Source organism: Kiloniella sp., from assembly GCF_965205715.1.
Classification (GTDB): Bacteria; Pseudomonadota; Alphaproteobacteria; order Kiloniellales; family Kiloniellaceae; genus Kiloniella.
In genome coordinates, this window is the sequence record NZ_CBDBHW010000014.1 from 1,285,273 (window position 1) to 1,302,071 (window position 16,799).

A 16,799-nucleotide genomic window follows, 5' to 3' on the forward strand; every position below is an offset into this window, starting at 1 on the left:
AAAAGCTTGGTAAATTGTTAGAAGTCTTTTTTCTACAATTTCCAATATATGAGAATAGTTCCTTATTGATTCTTCATGGTTCAATGTCTTTTCTCTCCTGATCTACCTTTTTTTGTCCTTCAGCCACCCAGACAACACATTCTGGTTCAAATTCACACCAAAATGCAGCAAGCTTTTTCCAATTGGCTGTAAGGAAATTTGTTCAGCGACAATAACCTTGGCCGGTTGCGACAACCACCTTGGCCGGTGGATCTGATCATTAAAAAGGGCGTGCCCGTTTGATAATCAGATCCACCGGCCAAGGCTTAATTTGGTGTTAGTTACAAGCTGCTGTGAGTTGATAAATTAGGAACCTCTAGATGTAATTGGAGGAACCTGTTTGCCGTATAAATTTATCACAGATGAACAACTGAGACTTTACATGACAGATAGAAAAACTCATGGTCAACGAACCGCCGCTGCCCGCGCAGGGTTTAGCGAACGCACGGCCCGCCGATTTGACGTTGATGCGACTTTACCGTCACAACGCAATATAAAGCGAGGGCGAACAGTTTCTGATCCGCTTGAAGATATCTGGGATAAGGACATCCTTCCCATTTTGGATAAAGACAACTCGGTCAAACCCATTACTTTGTTGCGCCACATACAGAGCCTCTATCCGCTCCGTTTTCCCGATGACCGTGTCAAGCGCACGTTAGAGCGCCGAGTTCGGGGATGGCGGGCTCTGAATGGCCCTGAAAAGGATATCATTTTCAGGCAAACACCTGAGCCGGGTTACATGGGCCAATCAGATTTCACGGATGCAGCCGACTTAAGTATTACCATTGCAGGAGATCCTTTGGTGCATCGGCTCTATCATTTTGTTCTGGTATATAGCCGATGGGAACATGTTGGGGTCGTACTTGGCGGTGAGAGTTTTACAGCCCTTGCGGAGAACTTACAAAATGCGCTTTGGTCCTTGGGGGGCGCTCCTGAAAACCACCGGACCGACAGCCTGTCTGCGGCCTTTCGGAATTTGAGCGTTGAGGAAAAGGAGGACATTACCAAACGTTATTCTGCTTTTGTTGAGCACTACGGTATGGAGGCCAGTCGAAATAACAGAGGGGAATCACACGAGAACGGTGCCATTGAATCTCACCACGGTCACCTTAAGACTGCGATAAAGCAGGCCCTGATTTTGCGTGGCAGTAATGACTTTGACACTTTGGATGAGTATCGGCGATTTTTGGACGAGCTGATTGCTAGACGGAACAAACATCGTGACCAAGATATCCAAACAGAGTTGAAATCTCTCAAGGCGTTACCTCCTCGGCGAACAACAGATTACACTGAAGTCGTGTCGAGAGTTACCAAAACAAGTGGTTTTTTAGTTAAGCAGGTTTTTTATAGCGCCCCTTCTCGCCTAATTGGTCAACGCTTGCGTGTCCATATTTACGATAACCGGATAGAAGCCTATCTAGGCAGCACTCATGTCGTCAGCCATTCTCGTGAGCGGGGGCACGGCAAAGGCCCCCGCATTCATGTTATCAATTATCATCACGTCATTCATGCTCTCAAACGTAAACCTCAGGCACTCGCCAATTCTATTTATCGTGACAGTATTTTTCCAAGAACCGAGTACTCCCTGGCCTGGACATTGTTTCAGAAAAAGTTGTCCCGCAGAGATGCGTGTCGTCAGATGGTTGGGATACTTTTCCTTGCGCACGAAGAGGCTTGTGAGGCCGAAGTCGCGCACCTGATTTCGAGAGAAATCAATGCAGGAAGGCTACCTTGCGCAAAAAAACTTAAGCTGAATATCACAAAAAAGAACACGGATTTACCTCCTGATATTCCCGTGGTTCAACCTTCATTATCAGTCTTTGATACTCTGTTGGAGGATCGGGCATGACAAACATTGAAGTGGATCAGCACAAGCTGCCTCTTATGCTAACTGACTTACGATTACCCAGCTTTCACAAACACTGGCAAGATATCGCAATCCAATCCGACAAGGAGGGCTGGTCAGCAGCCAGGTTCCTTGCCGTTTTGGCCTAATATGAATTGGCCGAAAGGGACACGCGACGCATTCAACGCCATCTCAACGCATCAAACCTGCTGGGCGGAAAAACTCTGGCCACTTTTAACTTCAAGCGGCTGCCTAACGTGAAAAAGGCGCAGGTCGAAGCCTTGTCTGCCGGTGACTGGATTGACGCAAGAGCAAATCTGATTGCCATTGGAAATTCAGGGGGAGGAAAAACTCATCTCCTATGCGCCGTAGGTTATGCTCTTATAGAGGCTGGATACCGTGTGCTCTATACGCAAACCAGTGATCTGGTGCAAAAACTCCAGGCTGCCAGACGTGAACTTATGCTCGAAAACGCCCTCGCAAAACTCGATAAATTTGATCTCATCATTCTCGATGATATTACCTATGCACAAAGGGATATATCTGAAACATCCGTGCTCTTTGAATTGATCGCCAGACGATATGAGTACCGAAGTATTGCAATTGCTGCCAATCAACCTTTTAGCGGATGGGACAATATTTTTCAAGATAAGGCCATGACCGTTGCAGCAATCGATCGTCTTGTTCACCACTCAACCATTCTTGAGATGAATATCGACAGCTACAGACAATGGGAAGCCGCCCAAAATCTCAAAAAAATGTTGCGGAAAACCACAAACAAAAAGGTGAAAAATATGCCTGAAGCATCGTAAATAAACGTCAGATCACAGCCGCATCAAAAGCGGCCAAGGTGGTTGACGCAACCGGACAAAGTGGTTGACGCTCTACAGAAATTATCGTATCCGCCCATAATGTAATAAATTGGCCTATCATAGGTGTACTTGATTATGGCTCCCGCAGTATTGTTTAGAAAGTTACTCTCTCTGGTATAAAAAAGAGCGGGCCCGCCAAAAACATAACCGAGAATATAGAGTGACAGAGTAACACTAAGTATTACCTTGTACCCGCGAGACATCACTCCTCCCTTGTCGATTGAAATTCACTAAACATTATACACTATAACTATTAACTTCTCATCTGCCCCGTAAACTCGTCCTGGATCCAGTCGATGAAGGCGCGGGTGGCGGGGGTTTGGCTGTGGCGGGCGGGCAGCATGAGGAAGTAGGCTTCTTGCATGGGGACAGAGTGCTCAAAAGGTCTGACCAGCCGTCCCTGATCGATCATGTCCTGGACCAGGACGTCGTGGCCCATGGCAAGGCCAGCGCCGTTAATCGCAGAGGTCAGGGTGATGGAATAGGTTGAGGCCAGATTGACGATCTGATCCGCAGGTAAGCGCAAACCCTGATCTGACAACCATGCCTCCCAGGAACATAGCACGGCACTGCAATCAAACAGACGGTCTTTGCGCCAGTCGGCTGTGGCGGCCAACGCAGGAGAACACACGGGATAGAACGCGCCCTGGGCCAGGCGTTCCGCACCGCTAGATTTTGCAATTTCACGGCCATAACGGATCACAACCGAGGCCGAGGGTTCGGTCTGAGTGGTCCAGATTTCCGGCACCACGTTGATGCTCAGCCAGGGATGTTTATCGAGCAATTTTGATAAGCGCGGGGCCAGCCAAAAAATCGAAAAAGCCATATTGCACTGAATGGTCAGGCGTTGATGGCGCTGGCCCCCGGTGAGAGATTGCGTGCCAGCCTGCAGGCGCTCAAAGGCATCTTGAATAACCGGGAGATAGCGCTCCCCTGCTTCGGTCAGATGCAAAACCCGGGGCTGACGAATAAAAAGGGGGTGGCCGAGGTGTTGCTCCAGGCTTTTGATCTGCTGAGATACCGCCGACTGGGTCATGTTCAGCTCGCGCGCCGCCCCGGTGAAGGAAAGATGGCGGGCTGAAGCCTCAAACGCGCGCAGCCAGTTCAACGGCGGTAGCTGTTTTCCACTCATTGTTTATTGCTCTTCCCGTTCTTTGAATACCCAAGTCTTTTGCACATTAGTTATGCATTAGTTTGACTTATGACAGTACGTCACTTTTCTCGTTTGTAAAGTGGCGCCAAGTCTTTCACTCTAAGCCAGAACTTAAAAATGAACTCAGCATACTGATCGGCGCAAAAAGACCATCAGATCTGACAATGTACAAAATCTTGGGAATAAAGAGATGTCACAGGTAACAAGCCGCCGGACGGGGCAAGAATATGATGCGCAAGAATGGGCACTCCGGGTAGATCTCGCAGCTGCTTTTCGGTTGGCTGTGCATTTTGATTGGCACGAATCCGTGGGTAATCACTTCTCTGCCGCGGTATCAAGCGATGGCAAGAAGTTCCTGTTGAACCCTAAGTGGAAACACTTTTCCGAAATCTGCGCCAGCGACTTGCTTCTGTTGGATGCGGGTGATCCCGAAGTCATGAACGGCCCCGATGCCCCGGACACCACCGCCTGGTGCATCCACGGTGCTGTCCACGCCGCTGTGCCCAACGCCCGGGTTATCCTGCACTGTCATCCAATCTATGCCACCACCCTGGCCACCCTGAAAGATCCAAGCATGAAGCCGATCGATCAGAACACGGCCCGTTTTTTCAACCGCATGTCCATCGACAGTAACTTTAGCGGTCTCGCAGATGAAGCTGAAGAAGGCCAGCGTATTGCCCGTGCTTTTGGCAATCAGTCGATCATGATGATGGGCAATCACGGCGTATCCGTCGCGGCCGATACCGTAGCCGAAGCCTTTGAAGATCTCTACTTCCTCGAACGTGCGGCCAAGACCTTGATCCTGGCATATTCCACCGGACAGGAACTGAACATTCTAAGCGATGAAATCGCCGAGAAGACCGCCCAAAGCTGGGAAGAGTTTGGCGACGCCGCCTTTGCACACTTTGATCATCTCAAAGCGATGCTCGACAAGACGGATCCCTCTTATCGGGAATAGGGCTTATTAGAGAATAAGGCACTTAGTGCCTTCTCGTTAAAGTAACAAACAAGCAATCAGTCCAGGCGAACCAAACGCGCTTAACGCCAGATCACCTAACACGAGATCTAGCCAACCCTTTGTGCTGCCTGCATAAAAGATAAATATCAGGAATGAAAACATGTCCAGTGCCTCATCTGATACCCATAGCTTTGTCGCGACCAATGCTGCATCTTCGGGCATCAAGCTCGACAAGAAAAAGCTCAAAGCCATGTCGCGCAGGTCGGACCGTCCCGGTCTGATTTACCTCGCGCAGTGGTTTGCCTTTCTGATCGTGACCGGGGCGATGATCCCCCTTGCCATAAACTACACCCCTGAAAGCTGGCTATTAGGTGCCTCAATCTGGGCCAATCCGGTGTTATGGCTGGCGATGTTGGTCTATGGCATTTTCTTGAGCGTGCCATCTTATTCCCTGTCACACGAGACAGCGCACGGTACTGCGTTCAAGACCCGGTGGCTCAACGAAACTGTACTTTGGTTTACCTCCCTGATCTATGTGGAAGAGCCCCTGCACCGTCGTTATACCCACACCAACCATCACACCTATACCTGGTTTGTCGGCAAAGACAGCCAGATGCCCTTTGATACCCCGATGGATTTTAAAGGCTGGCTGCTTGAAATCACTGGCCTCGGCTTGGCTCAGTTTCACCTGCGCGCGCTCGTTCGCCTCACCGTTGGCAATTTCAGTCCGATGATGCTTGAAGTCATCCCCGAGGCAGAATTACCCAAACTAAAACGCAACGCCCGGATCTTTGTGTTGATCTATGCGGCGCTGGCAGCCTTGGTGATCATGGGGCAGATCTGGCCGCTGTTGTTCTTTGTCATCCCCCGCATTATCGGTGCGCCCGTGATGCTGCTCTTCACCCTGATCCAGCATGTAGAGCTTCAGGAAAACTCTCCCTCGATTGTGCAATCCACCCGTTCGTTCACCACCTCTTGGCTCGGCCGTTTTCTCTACATGGATATGAACAACCACGTTGAACACCATCTCTACCCCCAGGTGCCGTTCTATGCCCTGCCGGATTTACACATCGCGATCAAAGATCAGTTGCCTGAAAATGATCCCGGTTTCTGGCGCACCAATCTCCAGGTTCTCTCGGTCGTGTTCCGGCGTTCTCTCGGGCGCAATACCAAGGCCGCGACCATCCGTCAGGCCCCGCACATGATCACCGATGGCAGCTATGAGCGCGTTGCCGGGAAAACCATGTAGGACAAGCTAATGACCTTTAAAAACATCTACACCTATGGCGGCCGCCCTGCCAAACGCAACCTGACCGTGGCCGACATTCAGGCCAATAAGGCCCGGGGTCTCAAGATGACCCAGGTTGACGCGCATACACGCGACGAAGCCGCCATGCTGGCGAACCTTGGGATCGACGTCATTACCATTGCCGATCTCGATATCGACGAAGTCCGTGCGGGTGCCCCGGATACTTTCGTTACCGGATCACAAACCATGGTACAATACGTGAGCGAAGACGAAGCACTCGGGGCTGCAATCCGCTGCGCCGAACGCGGTGCGGATGCGATCTACACCCCGCGTGGTTTGGGCGTGGTAGAACGCCTTTCAAAAGAAGGCCTGGCAGTTCAAGGCCACCTCGGTTTGGTGCCGCGCCGATCAACCCTGGTCGGAGGACTGCGCACCATCGGCCGAACAGCCGAAGAGGCCTTAGGCCTGCTCGAAGATTTTCGCCGCCTTGAAGATGCTGGTGCTTATGCCTGCGAGGTAGAATGTGTTGCCGTCGAAGCGCTCGAAGCCATCCGCGATCACACCAACCTTGTGACCTATTCCATTGGATCAGGATCTGGCGGCGATGTGATCTTTTCCTTTTTGATGGATATCTGTGGTGATGTCGAAAATTCCCCGCGCCATGCCAAGGCCTGGGGCGATGTCCTGTCGCTGCGTAAAGCCATTGCCGCCGAACAGGAAAAAGCCGTCGGCGGTTTTAAATCAGAAGTCACGGCAGGCTCCTTCCCCGACCCCGCTCATACCGTGAGCATGAAACCGGGCGAAAAAGAGAAATTCTACGAAGCGCTAGAAGGCTGGAGGCCACTACACCAATGAGCCCAACATATAACGACGCAACCGATTACTCCAAAAAATTTCCGGCCAAGCCACAGCCTTTGACGTTGGAACAGGCCGCCTGGATTACCCCCCCGGTTCAAGCCGTTGATACCGAAGGCATGATCGACGTGCCGCGCATGCGGGCCTATCGCCAAAACAGGCTGCGCGAACAGATCAAAAAACAAGGCCTTGATGCCATCATTCTGGTCGAACCTCTGTCGATCCGCTACGCAACCGGCGTGCGCAACTGCACCCTGTTCCAGATGCATATTCAGGCGGGTTATCTTTTTATCCCCGCCGAAGGTCCCGTGGTTTATTTCGACAGTGAGCCCGGCCGGGAAACCGGATCCCAGCTCGAGACTATCGACGAAATCAGGGACGACCTCCTCCCGCTTTCGTTCATGTTTGCCGGCAACCGCCACGAAGAATGGACCCGCAACTGGGCCCGCCAAATGGGCGATCTCATGCGCCAACATTGCGGCGATGGTAAGCGGATTGGCATTGAACGCCCCGGTATCCATGCCGAGCAGGCCTTGATGGCCGAAGGTTTCATCCTCAGTGACGTCGCCCCCGTTCTGGCCCATGCCCGCAAGATCAAAAGCCCGGAAGAAATTCTGGCCATGAACCAGACCATTGCCGTGGCCGAGGACGGCATGACCCGCATGCGTGACATGCTGCGCAACGGCATTATGGAGCAGGAACTCTGGGCTGTGATGTGGCAAGCACTGATCGAAGGCGGCGGCGAGTGGCTCGACTATCGCCTGCTGGCCTCGGGCGAGCGCACCAATCCGTGGCAGCAAGAAGCCTCGAGCCGGATGATCCGTGCCGGTGACATGGTGGTCTTTGACTGCGGCATGATCGGACCCTTTAGTTATGGCGCCGATATCAGCCGCGCATTCCACTGTGGCCCGGGGCGTCCAAGCGACTATCAGAAAAAGCTCTATACCCTGGCCTGGAACGAGGTCATGCACAACACCCAGCTCATGCAACCCGGTGCCAGCTTTGCCGAGATCATTGGCGCCAGATATCAGCAAGAGCCTGGCTTTGGCGATCAACCCTATCCCTGCATGGCCCACGGTCTCGGCATGGCCGATGAATGGCCCGTGATCCTCTATTCAACAGAAGACGAGCAGTACTACGACGGAGAGCTGGAGCCCGGCATGGTGATTTGTGTCGAAAGCTACGTCGGCGAAGTCGGCGGGATCGAAGGCGTGAAACTGGAAGACCAGTGCCTGATCACCGAAAGCGGCCCGATCACTCTGTCGCGCTATCCGTTCGAGGAAGATCTCCTCAGTAAAGAAATTTAAAGCAGTTTAGGACTTTCCCATGACAAACTGGATCCACGTTTGCACCACAGACGACATCGACGAAGAAGATCTGATCCGCTGGGATCACGGCGATAAAACCTATGCAATTTACAATACGGATGATGGCTTTTTTGCCACCGATGGCTATTGCACCCACGAACAGCAACACCTCGAAGACGGCATCGTCATCGGCAAGGTAATCGAATGTCCCCTGCACCAGGGGCGCTTTGACATTCAAAGTGGCAAAGCACTGTCCGCCCCGGTTTGTGTTGATCTCATCACCTATCCGGTCAAGCTGGAGGGCGATGAGATCTTCATCCAGATCGCGGGATAATCCCGTCTTCCAGTTGGAAATAACTGATATGAACAAGACAGTTGCCTAAGGGCCAAAAGAGTACAAAGAGCCCAAAAAACACAAAGAGAGAGAGTTAGAGAGACGGCCATGTCCCAACGAATAGTCATCATCGGCGCTGGTCACTGCGGTGGACGTGTGGCCGAACACATGCGCAAGCGTGGTTTTAGAGGATCGATCAGTCTGATTGGCACCGAGAGGCACGCCCCCTACGAACGGCCTCCCCTCTCTAAAGCAGTCCTCTCCAAGGCAGCTCCCTCTGGCAGCCAAGAGGGATGGGATCCAGAAAGCATCACCCTGCTCAGCCCGGATCAACTCGCGGCGCAAGAGATCGACTGGATCGGGGGGCGCACCTGCATCGATATTGATCCGGAGCAACAAGAAGTCGTCCTGGATAGTAACCAGCGTTTGAAGTTTGATGCACTGGTTCTGGCCACGGGGGGCAGCCCGATAAAGCTCCCGCTCGCCGGGGCTGGTCAACCTCAAGTCATGTACCTTCGCACCCGCAACGATGCCAAAGCCCTTGAAGCCCAACTCTCGCTGGGGAAAAAGGTCGTGGTTATTGGGGCGGGATTTATCGGCCTCGAAGTTGCCGCTGCGGCCAAAATGCGGGGTTGCACCGTCACTGTACTCGAAGCTGGGGCACGACCCTTGGCCCGTGGCCTCCCTGCCGAGACAACAGAAGCTATTTCTGAACTCCATACCCAACACGGCGTTATAATCCGCAACAACGTCGCCGCGACCAGTTTTGAAGGCTCAAACGGGAAGCTTAAGCGTGTTGTCCTGCTCGACGACGAGACCTTAAGTGCCGACCTTGTTGTGGTTGGGGTTGGCATTCGCCCCAACACTGAACTGGCGCATAAAGCAGGTCTCTCGGTAAAAGATGGCATTCAAACCGATGCCTTTGGCCGTACCTCCCACCCCGCGATTTGGGCAGCGGGTGATTGTGCCAATGCGCAAAACAGCCGGTACAATCGGGCGTTCCGTCTGGAAAGCTGGAAGAACGCCGAACTCATGGCCGAAGTGGTTGCTCAGGACATCATGTCAGCTCCCGAAATTCAGAATGGGCACGCTCAACAATACGGTATCTTTAACGCCCCCCAAGAAGAGGCTAAAGAACCAGAACAGACAACAGAGAGTGTAAAGCTGGAAAACAATGCCGTGCCCTGGCTGTGGTCGGATCAGTTCGATTACGGTCTTCAAACCACGGGTTTCCCGGCAGAAGGCGATGAGATCATCACCCGGATTGACGGCGATCTGCGGATCGACTTTGCCCTGAGCGATGGCAAACTGATCGGGGCCGCGGGCCTTGCCCCCGGCACTAAGGCCGCCCGCGATATCCGTCTGGTGCAGATGATGCTCGAGCAAGGTATCTCTCCCACCCCCGAAGATCTCGCCAATCCGGCCAGAAAGCTGAAAGCGCTGTTAAAGGGGAAATAAACCAGGGAGGAACACTTTGCAGAATTAAAGTGCCAGCAGAGTGGCCCTCTTATCCTTCAGCATATGTCCTATTCGTATTTCGCACGAATACGATCATACAAGCCTGATGCCCGGATCTGAGCTAACGCAGTATTAAAGCGCTTAGCAAGATTCTGATGTCCAGGCCATAGTTTACTAAAACAGACATGGAAGGGGACTGGCTCTTTGTCTGTCACCTGATGATATGAAAATTTTTCTCTATAGCCGAGTACTTGGGCAAGATATTGTGCACTTTCCCACCCAACATAAAAGGCATCCACTTCCCGATGGGCTAACGTGTTTAGTCCTATTTCCAAAGACCTGACGGTACCATGATCGACATTAGCGGCCGTTAACTCACGTTCTGTTACCCAATCGGTGACGGCAATAACCTTTAACCCATGAAGATCTTGAATTGACTGGAGCATCCCTTCAAAGTCACTAGAGGTAACGATGGCAACGCGTGCTTGGCTTATTGGATCGGAAAGGTATGCAAACGACTCCCTGCCCGGTGATTTTCCGCAAGTGACTGCTCCAGTGGCTTGACCAGAAGCAAGCATAGCCATGATCCGTTTCCAAGGAAGGAAGCTAACTGTTGCATCAATCTTGGCTTGTTTGAGTACGGCTTCAACAATATCAACGTCATACCCCTTCAGACCATCTGGATGCTGTTTAATATCATAGGGTGGATAGTCGGTGGCATAGAATTTCAACTCATTTGCAGAGGCGGTCGTGGGTGAGAGAGAATAGAATGATAATAATAAAATGGAGAAAATAACCCGACGAAAGCGGTAAAAAAACACAACTACCTGATTGTACGAGGTTGGAGATTTCATGATCTCAACTCCAATAGCAGGAAGGAAATATTCGAGGCAATATTCTAGCAAATATTCAACCTTAAATCGACTCCCGTATCCTAAGATCACGAAAAATATTCTTCTGTGTTACGATGCTCCTCGTTACTTTGATAATTGAACTTCTGAATAAAATTCGGCGCAATAACTTATAGAACCGACCAGAACTTATAGGACCTAAGGAATAGGAGAAATTCTTTGCATGAGATCTTTCTGACCGCATTCGCAACCTTTTTCGCCACCATTGGGCCCTTGGATGTGGCGGTCGTCTTTGCATCCCTTACCGGGGATCAATCTCCAAAAGAGCGAACCTCCTCCGCCCTCAAGGGTTTCCTGATCGGCACCGGGATCCTCTTTATCTTTGTACTGTTTGGCGAAGCGGTTTTAAATCTCTTTGGCATATCTTTGGCGGCGCTTCGCATCGGCGGTGGTGTTCTTTTGATGCTGATTGCCATCGATCTGGTTTTTGCGCGGTCTTCCGGGGCATCTTCTACCACCCAGGACGAAACCAAAGAAGCCGAAGCAAAATCAGATATCTCCATCTTCCCGCTCGCAACCCCCCTCATCGCCGGCCCCGGTGCCATGGGCGCGGTTGTCCTGCTTATGGCTGATGCCGATGGTAATCTGATCGATACTGCCATGGTTATCGGCGGCTTGGTCGCGGTTCTGGTCATGACCCTGGTGTGCATGCTGCTTGCGTCACAAATCCAGAAGGTGCTCGGGCAAATAGGTGTGCACGTGATCGCACGGGTTTTTGGCGTCATCCTCGCCGCACTTGCCGCCCAGTTTGTGCTCGACGGTCTGGCGCAAAGCCCACTTTTTGCGAAATAGTGGTTTTAAATCCCCTAAAAGCTAGATCCCCATTAATTAGATCCCCAATAATCAAATCCAACGCCTGACACGGCTGCAATAGGCGTCGTAATCAGCACCGAACTTCTTTCGCATCACCTTTTCTTCAAACCGGATATACCAGCGGTCGGTGATCAGCAGAAATAACACCGCGATCGCGAGCGAGCTATAGGCAGCGCCCATAAGGATGGCGGTTGAGAAAAGCGCGATAACAAAGCCGAGGTACATCGGATTTCGAGACCATTTGAACACCCCTTCTGTCACCAACACATCCGGCTCATCAAAGGTCATGATGTTGGTGCCCTTTTGTTTGAACAGGCGGCTCCCCGTCAGGGCAAGCATAAGCCCGGCAAGGGCAAAGGGGATCGCAAGCAGGTTATAGTTCCGAAGGACATTATGTGGCGAGGCGCCCCCCCATTTCGTCTGACTCCAACAGATCAAGGCCATAAGGCTGACAAACAAGGCAAAGAGCACAGGCGGCAGTAGTTTTTTCATGTTAAACTCCCTTAAAAATCCAAACCTTAAGGGAGTGGTGCCTCGGCTGCCTTATCCTATGTTAAGCACAAACATGTGGAGCACTCTCATGTGAGGCCCATTTCTTTGCGTATGCGTGACAGACTGACATCGGTTATGCCGAGGTACATCGCAACGTGCTTGAGCGGGAGCCGTTCGCTTTGACCCTCAAAATCGCGTAAAAATTCCTCATAACGTTGCCGGGCCGAGAGTAGTAAAAACCCGGCCTCGCGGCGTTCTTTTTTCAAGGCCAGATTTTCATAAACCCGACGCAAAAAGGTCGCCCAGTTGTTGTTTTGCTCTGACAATTTAATCAGGTCCGAATAGGCAATCGCCCCGGTGCAGCAGGCGGTAATCGCCTGGGTAAAAAAGGGACTACCCTCGCCGCTGACCAGTGTGCTGATAGAGGCAAAAGCCCCGCCCGGTTTGACCAGCGACTTGTTGCGTTCCCTGCCTTCGATATCGATATAAAAATAGCGCCCGATACCTTCGATCAGAAAATGGATCTGCAAAGGTTTGTCCGCGGCAGAAAAAATCATCTCATTGGCGGCGTAGTTCTTGAAGGAGAATAAAGGAAGCGCGCTTTCCCATTCCTTCTCACTAAAGGGGGCAAGATTTCGAACGATCTCAAAATGCTTATCCATCACTCTATGTGCTCACACTCTCAACAGGCCTATGTTCTGGCAGCCCTCTTTCCCGGTCCAAACAGCGTTGGTCAAAGAGCTCTGGATCGAATATGACCGCGACTTCCGGGGCGGATCGGGCATAGATTACCGTCGCGCCGTCGCCCTGCTTTGTGCCGATAAAATCGAGAAGAGATTGTCCGGCCCGCTTCAGCTTGTAGATTTTACCATCCACCTTGTAGGCGTATTTCAAAACCCTCAGCTTGCGATATGAATCCCGATCAAAAAGCCTGCCCTCCACCAGAGCGCCGTCGCTATAGGCGAAAGCGGTTTTCTCCAACGCCTTGATCCGCGGCCAGAGAAACAGGCCAAAGAAAAATACCAGGACAAAAAGCCCCCCGCCCCGCACCCAAGGGTTTTCCGGCGCGAGATAAAACTGCCAGGCATTGTAATAAAATACCCCAACCACAAACAGATAGAGCCCCATCCAACGTGCAAAGCTTGTCGCATAAATCGCCATAACATCCGGGTTCACTTTGCCCTCACGTCTCAGTTTTCCATAAAAGGTGATGAAATCTTTCGAGCAAAACAGAAGGAAAAAGCGGAAGAGTAAAGACATGGAACCCCGTGCATAAAATAAGTATTGAATAAATCCATTACAGCAAAAATAAAGGGCTCTTTACAGAATGTATACTCTCTCGGGCTTTTGGTATTCAGGTCGTTCTTTCGTGGTATCAAGACAATATTGTGAGAATTTTCCTGGATTATAAAACTTGGCATGGCGTGGAGAAGACCGAGCATAAATAATCGGTATCTTATGGCCGAGATTAACCTTTTTAGCCGCAAAATAAGACTGCCGACCTTTTGTCAGGGTCAATTTTTCGCCAACGGCTTCAAATTCGTATTTCAAATCAAACCCACTCTTAGACCATTCTTTCTGCACAAGAGTACCTGTTGTAAGTTCACCGTCGCTATAGGCGTATACGGCTTCTTCGAGGGATTTAATCCAGGAATAACAAAACAGAAAAATGATAAAGCAAATAAATATCAAGCCACCGCGAAGTTCCCAGTTATGCTGAGTTCGCGTATCCCACAGATTGTAATAAATCGCTCCACAGGCAAAAAGAAAGCCACCCATGTATAAAAACGAGAGAGTTGCCGTAGATGATAAAACTCTAGGGTTCACAACCTTCTTTTGGCGTAAACCCAGGTAATAATTGATAAAATCTTTCGAGCAAAACAGTAGAAAAAAGCGGAACAGAATATACATAGGACCCCACCTGAGAGAACAACGAAGTTGGCATCCAAGGGCAGCATGAAGATACAACCAATGCAAGATATAATTAAGTAATTGGTCACAACTAACAAATACTATCGCTTTGAAATCAAGGATTAGTTTAGCAAAAGAGTTTGTTTATCGATGAAGCCAGTTAAAGTTATAGCGTTCACGGTCCTTATAGGATTTTCCGCCGTTATCGGTCTCTTTTTCTATCTGTCCCCAGACGCAACTCCTCCGTTGCTTAAAGAAGCTGGTTATGAAACTCGCCAGCCTTTAACTCCGCAGGAATTAGAGCTTGAAGCAAAGATACCAGCGCCAATTTTGATCAGGGGTTTCAATCGTATAACCTTTAAAGAGCAATATATTGCTCGCTTGGTTCTGCCGCTTAGAAAATTGGGGCGGCACCATAAATTTATCGATCAAAAGGTGATCATTGAGATCGACAGCAAAGAGATCCTGAAATACAGAGATCGAAGACAAAAATACTATTCTAAAAAAGATACCAATAAAGATGGCTCTATAACCGAAGAAGAGTTGTTGACCCTGATACCTGATCGGTTGAAACAGCTTAACTTAAATAAATCTGAAAAGAAAAAACTAACCAGAATTAAAGCCGAAATAGAAAAAATTCTGAATGCAGATACAAATGGTGATCGTACCATTGACCCTGAAGAAATCCGGATCGCCTCCCAGAATTATGCCCTCAAGAAACCTCTGACGACAACCCGCAGGATTGCTGAACTACTAACACTTGATCCCAATAAAGATGGAAAACTTACCTTCACAGAGCTCGCCAATCTTGGCGTGGAAGCCTTTGACTATTACGACGACAATGGAGATGCCGTAGTTGGCCCAGATGAATTCAAACGGGTAAGGACAGCAAAAGGGATTGCGGCAAAGAGAAAGTATCAGCATGAGCAGCAGAAAAAGTACCTTGCCAGAGTTCAATCCTGCGAACTCCCTCAGCCCGGCGACCTCGATAAAATCTATGTCATCGGTGCTCGGGAAGGAAGCGCGATCTCGACAGTATCTGTATCCGGCCAAGACCGGGAAACCACCACAGGTACAATTGAAATAGAGCCTGGCGCCGGCAAAATCTACATCTATGCGACGACTTTTGAGGGGATGATCTGGCAAGTTAAATGACCCCCGGCAAAGCCGGGGGCTTAAGCGGGTGAGCCCCTTAAAGGGGCAAATTGGGAACCGCTAAAGCGGTTATGGATTGAATATATCCATTTGGTCAAAGTACTTATCACGCTCTTCTTGCGTTCTGATATACTCCCTCACCATCTGTTCATCGAGCCCTACAGTTGAGACGAAATATCCACGGGCCCAAAAATTTTCACCCTTGAAATTCCGTGCTTTATTTTTGAATTTTCGAGCTATGGCAATCGCGCTTTTTCCTTTTAGGTATCCAACGACTTTTGAAACAGCATGTTTGGGCGGTATGCTGATACACATGTGAATGTGATCCGGCATCAAATGGCCCTCCTCAATCTTACTTTCGCGATGCCCGGCCAGTTCATGGAAAATTTCACCAAGATACTGACGTAGGTTGCCATAGATAACTTTTTGCCTGCGTTTAGGGATGAAAACCACGTGGTATTTACAATCCCATCTCGTATGTGCAAGGCTTTTGTAATCTCTCATCGGCTAATTCCTTTGTTATTTTGGTCAATAAACAAAGAAATGTAAGACCGTGGGAACGGTCAAACCATTGAGAGTCCCCCGGCATAGCCGGGGGTTTACCGGATTAAATTAAAGGCGCAAGAGAGCGGGTCTCTCATATTGTCCTAACACATCAACGCGAAAAAGACGGTGTTGGTGTCATAGGTGTCGATAAATCAAAGATTACGTTCTTAGCACCCGGCGCGTGTATTAAAAATTTCAACAAGGAAACGCCTGAAGTTGCTAAGCAGGCGCATAGGTTCATTAAAGATATATTTGGTCGCGATGCTACAGAGGTTATCGCCGGTTATAAAATAGCCAAAATCACCCTCCCCTCTGTCTTAAAGTCCAAAAACCCTTCGGGGTCTGCCATGCGTTATATTGTGATCGAAGAAGGCATCCCCTATTTTTTATACAAGGGGAAGAAAAGAGATATCAAAGAGCTTTGGGCCAAGGACTTACCCAAGGGCTCAAAAGCACATCCTGAAACGGTCGGTATCTTTAGACAATTCACCCCGGATGGTGTCGCGAATTTAAACCATGCCTCCATCGTCTCTTCAAAAGAGGTAGAGAAATACCAAACTCTCCCCAGTTATGCCGGACTTATTCAACTCATGGAAGAAGGGCATCTGGAACGTGTGAAGTATAACACCTACCGCATAAACTCAGCTTTTGATCGCTTCCCCGCCGAACTCTTTGGAGGGCGATCCGTCAATTTCATTCTGCCCGAAGATGTCTCTCTCCCCCAGGTCGACCCAGGCCATTCCTGCATTTATCACGCTGAAACCGGGAAACAGATCGAAGGAGCGTCTGAGCATTGCGATAGCCAGTTGGATATCAATTCAGGACTGAAGACCCCGAATTGACGTTCTCAAAATTCAATGAACCCATCAAACAAAACGGCAAAACACTACTGACTAAGAA

The 16,799-nt window shown here is 50.1% G+C and carries 19 protein-coding genes; 12 read left to right on the plus strand and 7 right to left on the minus strand.

Annotated features, from left to right (window positions below):
• The first annotated feature begins 379 nt into the window (after positions 1–379).
• From istA to istB, 3 genes are read left to right on the plus strand one after another with little or no spacing between them, the layout of a single operon-like run.
• A complete protein-coding gene (gene istA / locus ACOGW3_RS23135; protein WP_419901087.1) occupies positions 380–1,888 on the plus strand; it encodes an IS21 family transposase in 1,509 nt (502 codons plus the stop codon).
• Complete coding sequence (locus tag ACOGW3_RS23140) at positions 1,885–2,034, plus strand: hypothetical protein (RefSeq protein WP_419905099.1); 150 nt, start codon at positions 1,885–1,887, stop codon at positions 2,032–2,034. The genes istA and ACOGW3_RS23140 overlap by 4 nt, the downstream gene beginning before the upstream one ends.
• A gap of 6 nt (positions 2,035–2,040) precedes the next feature.
• Positions 2,041–2,697, plus strand: coding sequence for an IS21-like element helper ATPase IstB (istB, locus tag ACOGW3_RS23145; RefSeq protein WP_419905100.1), 657 nt, complete (start codon positions 2,041–2,043; stop codon positions 2,695–2,697).
• Between the two features lie 313 nt (positions 2,698–3,010).
• Here the strand turns inward: istB and ACOGW3_RS23150 are convergent, their stop codons facing one another.
• On the minus strand, positions 3,011–3,889 hold the full coding sequence (locus ACOGW3_RS23150; RefSeq protein WP_419905101.1) for a LysR family transcriptional regulator: 879 nt from the start codon (positions 3,887–3,889) through the stop codon (positions 3,011–3,013).
• A gap of 211 nt (positions 3,890–4,100) precedes the next feature.
• Between ACOGW3_RS23150 and ACOGW3_RS23155 the strand changes: the two genes are divergently transcribed.
• From ACOGW3_RS23155 to ACOGW3_RS23180, 6 genes are all read left to right on the plus strand, one after another.
• Entirely contained in the window at positions 4,101–4,868 is a 768-nt protein-coding gene (locus ACOGW3_RS23155; protein WP_419905102.1) for a class II aldolase/adducin family protein, read from the plus strand.
• A gap of 160 nt (positions 4,869–5,028) precedes the next feature.
• On the plus strand, positions 5,029–6,117 hold the full coding sequence (locus ACOGW3_RS23160; protein ID WP_419905103.1) for a fatty acid desaturase: 1,089 nt from the start codon (positions 5,029–5,031) through the stop codon (positions 6,115–6,117).
• A gap of 9 nt (positions 6,118–6,126) precedes the next feature.
• The gene (locus ACOGW3_RS23165) at positions 6,127–6,972 is read left to right on the plus strand and encodes a 3-methyl-2-oxobutanoate hydroxymethyltransferase (protein WP_419905104.1); all 846 of its coding nucleotides are present in this window, start codon (positions 6,127–6,129) and stop codon (positions 6,970–6,972) included.
• The gene (locus tag ACOGW3_RS23170; RefSeq protein WP_419905105.1) at positions 6,969–8,279 is read left to right on the plus strand and encodes a M24 family metallopeptidase; all 1,311 of its coding nucleotides are present in this window, start codon (positions 6,969–6,971) and stop codon (positions 8,277–8,279) included. Before ACOGW3_RS23165 ends, ACOGW3_RS23170 begins: the two co-directional genes overlap by 4 nt.
• 19 nt (positions 8,280–8,298) lie before the next feature.
• Entirely contained in the window at positions 8,299–8,613 is a 315-nt protein-coding gene (locus ACOGW3_RS23175; RefSeq protein ID WP_419905106.1) for a non-heme iron oxygenase ferredoxin subunit, read from the plus strand.
• Between the two features lie 108 nt (positions 8,614–8,721).
• Positions 8,722–10,071 (plus strand): NAD(P)/FAD-dependent oxidoreductase, encoded by a 1,350-nt coding sequence (locus tag ACOGW3_RS23180; RefSeq protein ID WP_419905107.1) that lies wholly within the window; start codon positions 8,722–8,724, stop codon positions 10,069–10,071.
• 68 nt (positions 10,072–10,139) lie between these two features.
• Here the strand turns inward: ACOGW3_RS23180 and ACOGW3_RS23185 are convergent, their stop codons facing one another.
• Positions 10,140–10,925 carry a substrate-binding periplasmic protein gene (locus tag ACOGW3_RS23185; RefSeq protein ID WP_419905108.1) on the minus strand — a complete coding sequence of 262 codons (786 nt, stop codon included), beginning with the start codon at positions 10,923–10,925 and terminating at the stop codon, positions 10,140–10,142.
• A gap of 216 nt (positions 10,926–11,141) precedes the next feature.
• Between ACOGW3_RS23185 and ACOGW3_RS23190 the strand changes: the two genes are divergently transcribed.
• Entirely contained in the window at positions 11,142–11,774 is a 633-nt protein-coding gene (locus ACOGW3_RS23190; RefSeq protein ID WP_419905109.1) for a MarC family protein, read from the plus strand.
• Between the two features lie 51 nt (positions 11,775–11,825).
• Here ACOGW3_RS23190 and ACOGW3_RS23195 read toward each other — a convergent pair whose 3' ends face one another.
• The 4 genes from ACOGW3_RS23195 to ACOGW3_RS23210 form a co-directional block, all read right to left on the minus strand.
• Positions 11,826–12,287, minus strand: coding sequence for a methyltransferase family protein (locus ACOGW3_RS23195; RefSeq protein ID WP_419905110.1), 462 nt, complete (start codon positions 12,285–12,287; stop codon positions 11,826–11,828).
• Positions 12,288–12,373: 86 nt separating this feature from the next.
• Complete coding sequence (locus ACOGW3_RS23200; RefSeq protein ID WP_419905111.1) at positions 12,374–12,949, minus strand: Crp/Fnr family transcriptional regulator; 576 nt, start codon at positions 12,947–12,949, stop codon at positions 12,374–12,376.
• A 4-nt stretch (positions 12,950–12,953) separates the two neighbouring features.
• The gene (locus tag ACOGW3_RS23205; RefSeq protein WP_419905112.1) at positions 12,954–13,547 is read right to left on the minus strand and encodes a hypothetical protein; all 594 of its coding nucleotides are present in this window, start codon (positions 13,545–13,547) and stop codon (positions 12,954–12,956) included.
• 60 nt (positions 13,548–13,607) lie between these two features.
• Positions 13,608–14,198, minus strand: coding sequence for a hypothetical protein (locus ACOGW3_RS23210; protein WP_419905113.1), 591 nt, complete (start codon positions 14,196–14,198; stop codon positions 13,608–13,610).
• A gap of 150 nt (positions 14,199–14,348) precedes the next feature.
• Here ACOGW3_RS23210 and ACOGW3_RS23215 point away from each other — a divergent pair, with 150 nt between their 5' ends.
• Positions 14,349–15,353, plus strand: a complete 1,005-nt coding sequence (locus tag ACOGW3_RS23215) for an EF-hand domain-containing protein (RefSeq protein WP_419905114.1) — start codon at positions 14,349–14,351, stop codon at positions 15,351–15,353.
• 69 nt (positions 15,354–15,422) lie between these two features.
• Here the strand turns inward: ACOGW3_RS23215 and tnpA are convergent, their stop codons facing one another.
• Complete coding sequence (gene tnpA, locus ACOGW3_RS23220) at positions 15,423–15,857, minus strand: IS200/IS605 family transposase (protein ID WP_419901154.1); 435 nt, start codon at positions 15,855–15,857, stop codon at positions 15,423–15,425.
• A 389-nt stretch (positions 15,858–16,246) separates the two neighbouring features.
• On the opposite strand from tnpA, the gene ACOGW3_RS23225 reads away from it, so the two are divergent.
• Positions 16,247–16,741, plus strand: a complete 495-nt coding sequence (locus ACOGW3_RS23225; RefSeq protein WP_419905115.1) for a hypothetical protein — start codon at positions 16,247–16,249, stop codon at positions 16,739–16,741.
• Positions 16,742–16,799 lie beyond the last annotated feature (58 nt).